Below are 10,894 nucleotides of genomic sequence, written 5' to 3'. Positions count from 1 at the left end.
ATGGAGGAGAAAAGAGTTGTAAGTAAATATTTGGAATATAGAGAAATGTACTGAAGTAAATTTGGAGGAGTTGATAAAATGCCATTAGAAGAGCAGTTCATTAAAAGAAATGGTGAGTTGCAACAGAAAGTAAAGGAAGAAATAGAAAAAGTAAAAGAGGGACAAAGTGAGAGAAATATAGTTCAGTTGCAAACTATATTGAGTGAACTTCAAACTAGTAGCAGACAGAAAAATATTATTTTGAGTTATCCTCGAATTATAATTGACTCATGGGATTATTCAGATTATTTAGGTATGGAGTTGGTGGAGTTGGCAGAATTATATAAAAAAATATAATCCTTGATATAGAAATATATTATTTGTATAAAAGGATCCGGATATGGGGAAATATCCCTGCGGAAGTTTCTTTGCACAAGCATATGATAGTCAAGATAGAGAAAATTTATTGAGTGGAGAAGGGGCGGATATATATATCAAAAATTGTCTGCGTATAGTAGCCAAAGGATTAGTTAGTAAATTTAGACGGTAAACAGGTACAAGTAGATGTATTAAGAATTGATTTTAATATCACGCCTCCATTTCATTGGAACGCTAAAAATCAAAAGATATGTTAAGTAGGATAATTTTTAAACGCATTGTTTCCATAGCACTTGGTGCTATGGAAGCAATGCGTTTCTTGTAGTTTACGCGAGTAGCAAGATGGCAGATTACACAAAAAAGGAAAAACTGCTTTGATGTTCAGAGAAAACTGTTTCGACTTTTATTCGACCAGATTAAATTAAGTTTAAAATGATATAGAAATTAATCATCTGCTAATTTTAGAAAAAGTATGCTGAAATGCCCGGAAAATAAGGAAAAATGAAAAATCAGGAGAGAAAAAAAGAGGAACAGATAAAGGGAAAATGAGGTCGAATATTTTTGGTTGACATTTACGAAAAAAAGAGAAAAAATCTATACGACAAAGACAAAAGAAAAGGGAGAGAGGATATGAAACGGAAGAAAGTAATAACTGTTCTTTTGTGCATTACGCTGCTGGGAACAAGCGGTTTTACCGGATATCGAATCGGTAAGATAAATGGAAACACTACATTACAGACAGGTAATACAGCAGTAGAAAGAACAGTGGAGTCACAGGGAGTGGCAGTGGTGAATCTGGATACCGGCATATCGGATGGTAATACACAAGTCTATTATGGGGAGCAGATCATAAATTTTCCAAATGATAATTTCATATATACCTCATTAGAAGATGCCAGAAATGGAATAGAAGAAGGGCGATATGGTGCTTATATTATAATTCCATCAGATTTTTCGGAAAATGTTGAAAGCTTAAATACAGTTCCGGCGGCATCGCAGTTACAGTATGCAGTCAGTGAAGATGTATCAGCAGATGCAAGAGAAGAACTTTTAGGTGATGTCCTTCAGTTTGGAGAACAACTGAACAGTCAGATGACATATATGTATCTATGTAACATAATGGATGAATTTCATGCGGCGCAGGATGAATCTGCAATGGTTATGAATAATGACATTACAGATAAAGAAGCAATACAGGGAATACAGGCATCTGATTTGGTAAGCATGGTTCCAGTTCCGGAATTAAAACAGCAGGAAGACACTACAATACCGTTAGATATTTCGGATTATACAGAGGAAAATGCGCAGTTGATTCAGGCAGTAGACAGTGCATATCGGGAAAATCTGTCAGATGCTTCTGCACAGTTAAGTGATTTGCGAACAGCAGGAAATGAACTGGTCAGTTCCTTAAAAGAAATATCAGAAGGCGTAGGAGAAATCAATTTACTTTCGGATGCAGACGGGCAACTTTTATATCGGGATGGGATTCGAAATCTGCAGGATACATTGCTTGCATATAACGGAGAAAAGACTGCTGAACAAAACAGCCGTCTTGCCCAGATTGCACAGATTCAAAATGTGACAGAACAACTGGATACGAATTTGCAGCAATGCATTGAAAACTATAATCAGAGAATTGAAGCAGCAGGAATACAGAACCTGAATTCCTATGGCAGAGAAATGAAGGCTCAGCTGCCGAAACTGCAATGGAAGGAAGCAGAGACAGAAGATGGAACAGTAGCATATGAACTGACCTGCAGTCAGGTAGAAGGAATGGAAGAACCGCCGGTTATTACCATTGCACTGGAACAGAATGCAATTGAAGAAAATGTAAAGAACAAGAATTATATCGACAAAATATTAAAGGCATTTCTGCTGCCGGAAGATTCAGATGGCGGGGACGGAGAAGAGGATAAAACCGGAGAAGACAAAACAGAAGAAGGCAAAACAGAAGAAGGAGAGAAAAACGAACCGGAATCAGGCGAAGGCGAAGATACTGGAGAAGAACCGGAAGCAGCGGTTACGGTAGAAAAAATATTTGAACAGTGTGATGCAGATACAGAAATCATGGAATTTCTGACAGAACAGGGGTATGCCTCTACAAAGGAATTTTTAAAGGCATATCTGGATGGAGAAGTGCCGGTTGCACAGACAGAGACGCAGCTAAAGGTAACGGGAGATGTGGATGCATTGGGAGAATATCTTAAGGCATCACTGGAACAGATTACGACAGAAGATTATACATTACCGGTATTTGAGGGAAGCTGGCAGACCGGGGATGGCAGCAGGATGGGATTTCGTGATTTGCTGAGAGACACCGGGCTTTTATGTGATGCGATGCAGACAGATGTGGCGGCACAGAAGAATGTTGATGTGGATGGCATTACGGGTCTGGTTCAGAGTGGTTGTATACAGCCATTGGCAGACCGCACAGATTTCGTGAAAAAGGAGATAGAAAATAGCCAGAAAGAAGAACAGGATGCAGTTAATTCTTATCAAAGAAGCGTAAATGGATTTCATCCAAGACAGGATACCACAGTGATGAATGACAGCGTGAGCAGCATGAGAGAAAATGCTGCACTTATGCAGCAGGAAATCAACACCAGCAATCAGTCTTATGTGGATTATGCAGATAAATTGTATCAGACTACTTCAGAAAATATATTGACATTGCAGCAGCACATGGAAGAAGCGAAAGAAACTTCCAATCAGGCAGTTACAGATGCATTGGCTTCGGCAAAGGAAGTGAAGAATACTACAAGCAGTCAGAATCAGACGGCATTGGCAGATTTTGCAGCAAAGCTTCCCTATACAAGAGTAGGAAGCATGGAATATACACAGGTATATGAATTTGTGGCACAACCAACGCAGATGCTGCAGGTCAGCGATTACCAGCGTTTAAAGGATGAGGTGGATCATACCGTATCACAGAAAAGTGTTACCGGCAGCAGGGAACAACAGAAGAGTTCACGTTGGGTGGAATATCTTTTATATGGAATATTAGGAATTCTGGCGGTGGGAATATTAGGAAGCTATGCCAGAAGTTATCACAGAAGAATCAAGGAACAGAGCAACCCGTCGAAAGACGTTGCAATATAAAGTAAAGGAGACAAAAGAAATGGCAGATGTAAACAACATCCGGATTAGTCCGGAGCAGATGGAGACAAAGGCAAATGAATTTGATGCAAGATGTGAGGAATTCCAGCAGGTAGTAAGTACCATGCGTAATATGGTTTCTACACTTTGCGATGAATGGGCAGGACAGAGCAGTCAGGCATTTTATGATCAGTTCAGTTCCTTAGAGCCTAGCTTTTCTGCAACTGCAGAATTAATTACATCCATTGCACAGCAGTTACGTGATGTATCTACATCTATGCAGAACATTGACCGTGAAATTGCCGGAAAGATTGGAGTAATGTAATAGAGAATCGGAAAGCCACATCCTGTGACTTTCCGATTCTTCTATCCCTTAAGACCATACTTTTGTCAGAAACAGGAGAAGTAAAGTGACAGATAATTCTAAAATAGAGATTAATCCTTCGGTACTGCAGAACCGGTCGCAGACTATCAGTCGCTGACGGATGTAAACGGAGCAGATGTATTTACGGATGATTATGAAGAAAAAGTAAAAGATTACCAGCAGAAGGAACAACGCAGCTATGAGGATACAAAGGAACAGGTATTTATAAAGAAAATGGATGAAAATGCCGGAAAAGAAGAGGCTGTAAAAGAACAATTATTTTTAACAACAGGAAGTCAGCAGCTGCAGCAGCAGGCAGAAGTAACCGCATCATTGGATGCGTATTGGATTCCGGCATGCGGAATTCTGCTGGCAGTGGGAATTCTGCTGTTGCTGCAATATCGGAAGAGAAGACAGGGAAGGTGGAAGAAAAATGTTGCTCACACTTACAATTATGAATCGTGAAGGAAGCTGGCAGGAAGATATACAGGTTAATCCACAGCAGAAAATAATAGATACCATGCTTATTTTAAAGGAAGCGGGAAAACTGCCACAGGAAGAGGTACAAGAAATGAAATCTGAACGCAGGGGAAGATTTCTGGACATGAATAAGAACTATGAACAGCAGAGTATTTATGATGGAGATATTCTCTGCATACAGTAGAGGCAGACAGAGGACAGAAGAAAATAAGATACGGGAGAGAAAAGATGGAAGAAAGAATAAAGAAATCAGCATTACAGGCGGAAGGCATATTTGATTATCAGAAATTAATGTATCCGGATACAGGTCTTATTGCAGTGAAAATAGAGGAAGAAGGGGAGGAACTGCTTTTAACCTATAATCTGGAAGCACTGACACCGATGACAGAGATACGAAAAGAAGATATTACCACAAGACTGGCGGTATTGGAAAATATAGAATTACTGGCAGCATGCCGGAAATCATATTACTTTACATTAGAGCCGGAAAATCTTTATTACGACAGGAATCATCTGGTCTATGTAAAACAGAGAGATATCTGCGGGGAAGACAGAGAATATGATGAACAGAAATGGATGGAAGAATATAAAGCACTCATTGGCTATGCATTACAGAAACAGTACAGTTATGCGGATTATGTACAGGGAGGAATGCAGCTTTTAAAGGGTGGCATACTGCAAAAGGTACGGCAGGTGGAATCCGTAGAAGAGCTGGTCAGACTGTTGGAACAGCGTAAGCAGGAGATAGAGACAGAACGGTCTGTGAAAATGATTTTTCTGAACCGAAGACGGTATCGTACATTGCAGGCATCGTTTGTTGTGGTATTGCTGTTGGCAATAGTACTGGCGGTCTATGCATTGGTTGATTTCATCCGTACTGAGCCATATAAGGATGCAGTAATTGCGGCAGAAAATGCCTATATTTCCGCTGATTATGTATCCTGTGTGGATGCTATGCAGGAAATATCGGTAAAAGATATGGATATATATCAGAAATATATTCTTGCCAATTCCTATGTGAGAAGTGAGAATCTGACACAGCAGCAGAAAGAGAATATTATAAGCAATCTTTCTTTAAAGGAGACGCCAGCCAGATTGGAGTACTGGATATATCTTGGAAGAAATGACATTTCAGAGGCAATTGATATTGCCATGCAGCAGTCCGATGATGAAATGCTGCTTTATGCTTATATGAAACAGAAATCCATGATAGAGACAGACAGCAGTCTCAGTGGAGAAGAGAAAACACAGGAGCTGGAGAAAATTGCACAGAAGATGCAGCCATTGATGGAAAAATACGATACCGAGGAAGAATAGCATGAAGAGAAGCTTCAGAGAACAGAGAATTTTACAATAGACGGAAAAAATGGAAATCTTGGAATTGAAGGATTTCCGGCAAGGCTATGGGTCAGGAATGATGAGGTAACAATAGAAGGTTATGAGAACATATACTGGAACGGAAGGGAAGCCGCCTGTAAAGGAAAGATAAACAATGGAGATGAATTAAGCTTTTCCCGGGGAAAAATTATCTTCCTGGAAAAAAGTGTACAGGTGGAATGCGAAGATACGGTGAATATCAATACCGATGGATTATTGGAACTGGAAGAAAAAGAAATTCCATTTGAAGGATATCCGAAGTATAAACGTTCTCCTCGAATCATTAAAAGAATACCGGATTTGGAAATTAGTCTGACCAGCCCAAAAGAACAGCAGAATGGAAAGAAAGAGAGTCTGGTACAACTTATTGTGCCGCCTCTTGTGATGCTGTGTGTGACAGTAGGAATCAGTATTTTAATGAAGCGTGGTTTATATGTGCTGATGTCAGCAGCAGGCACAGTGATGACAACAATATTTACGGTGGTTAAATATATAACAGACCGTAAGGAAGGTCAGGAGAATAAAAGGCTCCGGGAGAAAACATATCGGGAATATCTGTTAAAGAAAAGAAAGGAAATATATGCAGCATATCAGAATGAAGAAGAGGCAAATCACTATAATTATCCGGAGGTAAAGGAGCTTGCCCGGATGGTTGGGCAGTACAGTCCAAGAATCTATGAGAGAAGCTCTAATGATGATGATTTCCTGAATGTATCTTTGGGACAGGTAATGGCAGATTGTCATTTCCGTATTCGCCTTTCTACGGATGAATTAAAGGATAAACCGGATGAGCTGGAACTGGAAGCACAGGAATTGAAGCGGGAATTTTCAAAGATGAAACAGCCTGTTGTAGTAGATTTAAAGAAAGCACATCTGGGACTGGTGGGAGAGAAAAGCGTTATTCATGAGCAATTGAAATTACTTGTGGCGCAGCTTACTTTTTTTCAGAGTTATCATGACCTTGAAATCGTAACAATTTATAATAACAGATTTGATGCTGATTTCCAGTGGATGCGTTGGTATCCACATTTACGGATACATGCGGTAAATGTAGTGGGAACTGTAAATTCAGAGCGGAAGAGAGACCAGATTCTTGGAAGCCTGCATCAGATGATTAAGAACCGGAAAAACAAATTAGAAGAAAGTAAGAAGGAAAGCCGTTTTCTGCCGCATCTTATATTTATTATAGATGAGCCAAAGTTAATTATGGACCATTCTATTATGGAATATCTGGATAAAGAAGGGGATAACCTTGGATTTTCTATTATTTACACCACAAATATGAGAGCAAATCTGCCTGAGAATATCGGTACAATAGTTATGCTTCATAATTCCGGTCAGGCAACACTTCTGATGGAAGAGAAGGAAGAGAAAAATCTTTCCTTTGAATTGTCAGATACCAGCGGTATAAATTTGGAATGGATGGCAAGAAATTTAAGTACACTGGAGCATATGCAGGGAATCAGTGCACAGATACCGGAGAGTATTACATTTTTTGAAATGTATCAGGTGGAGCATCCGGAGGAACTGGATATTGCAAAACGATGGAAGAAAAATCATGCAGCAAAGTCCCTGGCTGTTCCGCTTGGGGTAAGAGCCAAGGAAGATTATGTCAATCTTAATCTGCATGAAAAAGCCCATGGTCCCCATGGACTTGTAGCAGGAACGACAGGTTCCGGTAAATCGGAAATTATCCAGTCTTATATACTGTCTCTGGCAGTCAATTATCATCCGTATGAGGTGGCATTTTTACTGATTGATTATAAAGGTGGTGGAATGGCAGGATTATTCCGGAATCTGCCGCATCTGCTGGGAACAATCACCAATCTGGATGGAGCACAGAGTATGCGTGCCATGGCATCAATTAAGAGTGAACTGGCAAGAAGACAGAAAATATTCAGCAGCTATGATGTGAATCATATCAATGCATATCATAAGCTGTTCCAGAATGGAGAGGCAAAGGAACCACTGCCGCATTTATTCATTATCAGTGATGAGTTTGCAGAGCTGAAAAAGGAACAGCCGGATTTTATGACGGAACTGGTATCGGCGGCGCGAATCGGACGAAGCCTTGGTGTGCATCTGATACTGGCAACACAGAAACCAACCGGAGTTGTAGATGACCAGATCTGGACAAACTCCAAGTTTAAACTGGCACTTATGGTACAGAATGAGGCAGACAGTAAAGAAATATTAAAGACACCGGATGCCGCCAATATTACAATCCCCGGAAGAGCTTATCTTCAGGTTGGAAATAATGAAATCTATGAATTATTCCAGTCGGCATGGAGTGGAGCTTCTTATGTAAGTGAAAAGGAAGAGGAAAAAGTAGATGACAGAGTTTATCTGGTGAATGACCTTGGACAGGGTGAACTGATAAATGAAGATTTAAGTGATGAACATGCTTCCGGCGGCAATATGATGACGCAGCTGGATGCTACGGTAGATTATATCCACAGAGTATATGAGGCAATGGATACCGTGGAAGTAAAACGGCCGTGGATGCCACCGTTGCCGGAACAGATTGTATCGGACCAGCAGGCAGAGAAAGGAAATGCATTAAATCTGATTGCACGGATTGGAAAGATAGATATTCCGGAAGAACAGCAGCAGGTGGAGTACCAGCTTGATTTTGCCACAGACGGAAATCTCTTATATATTGCTTCCGCAGGTTATGGAAAAACAGCATTTCTTACAACCGTGTTGTTGTCACTGGCAATGCATAACCGGGTAGAGAATCTGAACTTCTATATATTGGATTTTGGAAACAGTGGATTGATTCCATTGAACCGCCTGCATCATACGGCAGACTATATCAGTTTTGATGATACAGAACGATTCCGTAAATTCTGCAATCTTATACAGGCAGAGATAAAACGGCGTAAAAAATTACTGGCAGAACGGATGGTACAGAATTTTGAAGTATACAATCAGGTGGCAGAAAAGACATTAAAAGCAATAGTAATTGCTATTGACAATTATGATGTGGTCAAAGAACTGGGATATGAAGCGGAAGAATTTTTCCAGAAATTATCCAGAGATGGTACCGGACTTGGCATATATATGGCAGCAACAGCAACACGAAGTAATGCCATGAAGTATTCTACATATAACAATTTTAAGAATAAAGTGGCAGGTTATCTTTTCGATGAATCAGACTTGCATGTAATTGTGGGACGAAGTTCTTATTCACAGTCAGAGATAAAGGGACGGACACTTATAAAATACAATGGACTGGTAAGTGTCATGCAGGTCTATGTCATGACTGCATTTACAGATGAACTGGAGTATAACCAGGGTATAGAAGCCTGTATTGAGCAGATAAATGCATGCTATCCGGATACTGTAGCACCGAGAATCCCGGTATTGCCGGATGAGTTAAATATCAGAACATTTATGGAAATGATAAAGAAACAGCATACAGCAGAAGAAAACGCTGCAGAGAAGGCAATCTGGCTGGGACTGAATAAAGAGAGTGTATTGCCGGAATGTATTCCGGCAGGTCTTACAACACCATTTGTAATTCTGGGTGAGACTGCAAGAGGAAAGACGAATGCATTAAAGGTTATTTTAGAACAGATAACAGGAAGAGGAAAAGTATATTTATTAGACTCGAAAGATATGGAACTATATCATTACAGGTCCGGAGATGAGATTCATTATATCGGAGCAGATGGAATAGATGCGTTTCTTATGGAACTGGGGGGACTGGTGACTGCACGAAATCAGCAGCTGCAGCAGAAGATGAAGGAACATCCGGAACAGTTACCACGCCGTCTGGTTCAGGAACTGGATGCATGTTATGTCGTGGTAGATGAGTGGGATGACTTTGTAGAGGCAACGAAATTAAAAGCTGTATTGTTGGCACCGATATTGAGTGGGGCATTGTCCAGTGGAATCCGATTTATTCTTACAGCCAATTCCGGTAAATTAAAAGGATTTGATGAGATTACCAAATTTGCAAAAGCAACTACGGATGGTCTGCTGGTGGGCAACCCTGGTTCTACAGGAATTTTTGGAACAGTTGCAGCAAAGGAATTGCCGCAGTTAAGTGATGGTCTGCTTTTCCATAATGGAGCATATGTGCGTATCCGCATACCGAAATGTGAAGACAGAGAAGAATAAAGAAAAATAAGCAGGAGGATAAAAAGATGGAACAGGAAAATATAGAGTTTTTGCCGTTAGGAAGTATTGTGCAGCTTAAAGGTGGCGTAAAGAAAATTATGATTATAGCAAGAGGTGCATTTGCAGTAGTCAAAGGTGAAAAAAGATATTTTGATTATGGAGCGTGTACCTATCCGGAAGGGGTTATAGGAGATGCACTGTTATATTTTCAGCATAAGGATATTCAGAAAATAGTATATCGCGGTTATGAGGATGAAGACGAGAAGCTGATGCAGGAAAATATTAAAAACAATCTGAGTGTGCTGCAGGAGCAGCTGCTGAAGAAAGAACAGGAAGCATAAGAAGGCGTCGGAGAGATGAGGAGGAAAGGATAAATGTCGAAGACGAAGAAAAGCTCTTCCGGCAGTAAAGGAAGTTCAACAACAAAGAAGAGTACAACCAGTACAGCGGAGATTAATCAGGTAAAACAGCAGTTAAACACAGTAAAGAGCAGTTTGCAGTTAGAAAGCAGCAGTCTGGCTCCCATGGAGGGGACACTTAATACATTAAAGGAACTGAAAACGAGACTTGAGACAGCCATAGATACGCTGAGAAACCAGAAGGATGGTATTGAGGATAAATATACATTAGACAGTGGCTGGCGTGGAGATTTATATAATGCATCAATTTCTGCCTCCAGTGCATTGAAAACAGAATACGGAAATGTCTGTACCAATCTGGGATATGATCTGGATGCACTTTGTGATGAGATTACAAGAAGAGAGAATGAAATCTACAATAAGAATGAGTATATCGGCAAGCTGCAGAGCAGTTGGAACAGTCTTTGCAACTGGCTGGAAAAACATACTAATTAGGAGGGCATCATTATGCTGATAAAATTAGATACCAATGTTTATACATCAAAGGTACATTCTTTTTCGACGGTATCCGGTGAGGTAGAAGGAAAGCAGCTTACAGTTCCGGATTTAAATGTATCAATGGATGCCATGACAGCGTACCGGGCAGGCTTTTCACAGTTAATTGGTCTGATGAGTTATTATCAGAGCCTCCTGACGCAGGATGCCGGGAAGCTTCTCACACTGCGTGATGAACTGG

Annotated in this window: 10 protein-coding genes; all 10 read left to right on the top strand. The window is 40.3% G+C overall.

Translation table 11 applies throughout. From position 1 onward, the window contains the following. Positions 1-78 precede the first annotated feature (78 nt). Positions 79-336, top strand: coding sequence for a hypothetical protein (locus DW059_RS13895; RefSeq protein WP_117699196.1), 258 nt, complete (start codon positions 79-81; stop codon positions 334-336). Between the two features lie 651 nt (positions 337-987). After that, positions 988-3,456, top strand: a complete 2,469-nt coding sequence (locus tag DW059_RS13890) for a hypothetical protein (protein ID WP_117699195.1) — start codon at positions 988-990, stop codon at positions 3,454-3,456. 19 nt (positions 3,457-3,475) lie between these two features. Continuing rightward, complete coding sequence (locus DW059_RS13885; RefSeq protein WP_158552129.1) at positions 3,476-3,778, top strand: WXG100 family type VII secretion target; 303 nt, start codon at positions 3,476-3,478, stop codon at positions 3,776-3,778. Positions 3,779-4,051: 273 nt separating this feature from the next. Beyond that, positions 4,052-4,282 (top strand): hypothetical protein, encoded by a 231-nt coding sequence (locus tag DW059_RS13880; RefSeq protein WP_242986285.1) that lies wholly within the window; start codon positions 4,052-4,054, stop codon positions 4,280-4,282. Then, complete coding sequence (locus tag DW059_RS13875; RefSeq protein WP_147326062.1) at positions 4,251-4,481, top strand: hypothetical protein; 231 nt, start codon at positions 4,251-4,253, stop codon at positions 4,479-4,481. The genes DW059_RS13880 and DW059_RS13875 overlap by 32 nt, the downstream gene beginning before the upstream one ends. Positions 4,482-4,525: 44 nt before the next feature. After that, entirely contained in the window at positions 4,526-5,614 is a 1,089-nt protein-coding gene (locus tag DW059_RS13870; protein WP_117699191.1) for a type VII secretion protein EssB/YukC, read from the top strand. A gap of 234 nt (positions 5,615-5,848) precedes the next feature. After that, positions 5,849-9,799 carry a type VII secretion protein EssC gene (essC, locus tag DW059_RS13865; protein WP_242986283.1) on the top strand — a complete coding sequence of 1,317 codons (3,951 nt, stop codon included), beginning with the start codon at positions 5,849-5,851 and terminating at the stop codon, positions 9,797-9,799. 26 nt (positions 9,800-9,825) lie between these two features. Further along, positions 9,826-10,140 (top strand): DUF4176 domain-containing protein, encoded by a 315-nt coding sequence (locus DW059_RS13860; RefSeq protein WP_117699189.1) that lies wholly within the window; start codon positions 9,826-9,828, stop codon positions 10,138-10,140. 33 nt (positions 10,141-10,173) lie between these two features. Continuing rightward, entirely contained in the window at positions 10,174-10,653 is a 480-nt protein-coding gene (locus DW059_RS13855; RefSeq protein ID WP_117699188.1) for a YwqH-like family protein, read from the top strand. Between the two features lie 12 nt (positions 10,654-10,665). Beyond that, a partial coding sequence (locus DW059_RS13850; protein ID WP_147326061.1) for a hypothetical protein occupies positions 10,666-10,894 on the top strand: 229 nt, incomplete at its 3' end.

This window comes from Roseburia sp. AF42-8, assembly GCF_003435965.1.
Lineage (GTDB): Bacteria > Bacillota > Clostridia > Lachnospirales > Lachnospiraceae > Roseburia_C > Roseburia_C amylophila.
This window is presented reverse-complemented; position numbering and strand designations above follow the sequence as displayed.